This window comes from Colwellia sp. MB3u-55 (assembly GCF_014076785.1).
In the GTDB taxonomy this organism is placed as follows: domain Bacteria; phylum Pseudomonadota; class Gammaproteobacteria; order Enterobacterales; family Alteromonadaceae; genus Colwellia_A.
On the sequence record NZ_JACGUS010000036.1, the window covers coordinates 1 to 1,290 of the forward strand.

Here is a 1,290-nt window from a genome sequence, read left to right on the forward strand (position 1 = left end):
TATTTGGATTCATCATAAGGTACTTTCGTTTTCCAACACCTAAATACAATACGCACCCACTTGAAAGCCAAAGCTCTTACCGCTGATTGATGAGACTTACCCTTAGCTCGTTGTTGGTTGTAATATAGCCCAGCCCAATATGACACTCCTACACTCTTAGCTGACCACTCGATAAAGCTTTGCCTAATAAACTTAGAGCACTGCCATCGCCAGTGAACCCAGCACTTTTAACCCCTTCTTTCTGTTACAGGAGATAACCCTGCGTAATTCTGCATTTACTGCGCGCTTGTAAATCTAGCTCTATCATCTCCTAAGGCAGCCAAAAGTCTTGGAGCGAGGCAAGGTCCAGTGCCAGGAGGGATTTAAATAGTTCAGCATCTGGCATATCGGTAAATAACGTATATATTTTTTTCGTTGTATGTTTTTATGGCAACTATGACTGTCTTCAATTGTTCTATGAGTGTTTCGACGAATAAGCTATATGGCAATATTACGGCTTTGTCTTCTGTTAAGGGAACAGCATTTTTGATAGCTTCTATCCGCTGGTCGGTTAATAAAACCGCATTTCCTCCATGACTTAAAAAGAACTTTCTTATTGTGTTTTCTCTCGCTCGTTTTAGACTTTGTAACGACGGCCACTTAGAAATAAAGTTAAAGAATAGGCCACTATCACAATGAGAGAACCATGCTAATGGTTGCGGGTAATACTGCTTTAAAGCGTCGATAAGGCGGTTTACATATCGACGTTTATCTTCGACGAGTAAGCTACGTTGTTCAACGAGTTGAGCAAGAACTCGAATATCATTACTACTTGGTTTTAGTGGTGTTACTTTGCTAGGGTACTTGAGCATAAGATCTAGTGCTAACTCAGCATCCGTAGGGTTATCTTTAGCACCACTGGGATTAAAGGCTTGTCTATAACGAGCTAAAGTTAAAGCTTGGACTGGCTACACTGTAATAAAGCTATACTTTTGCAGAGCATAAACAATCGGCCCTTTAGTCAATTCAACAGCCACCGCAATATTACCTTTTGCTTGATGGTGTAGCTTAGTTAGCCATTCATCAAGGTCTTCTGGTGTATGTGAAATAATTTCAAATGTTCGTTTACCGTCGTGACCTAACTGAACACATACATCATGTTTGTTATTAGCCCAGTCTAAACCACCAAATGCAGAAAATTTATTAGTTAATTCATCCATTACTCACCTCCAAGTTTGAAAGTTTGTTATGTGCTTTACTCTTCGAAAGAAATATAGACAGCTTTTTATAGCAAGCCGTGAGTATTCGTTT

The 1,290-nt window shown here is 39.6% G+C and carries 1 pseudogene; it reads right to left on the minus strand.

Annotated elements, in window-relative coordinates:
- Nucleotides 1–1,199: pseudogene (locus H4J66_RS01025) on the minus strand (IS110 family transposase); the annotation flags it as partial.
- Nucleotides 1,200–1,290: the final 91 nt, after the last annotated feature.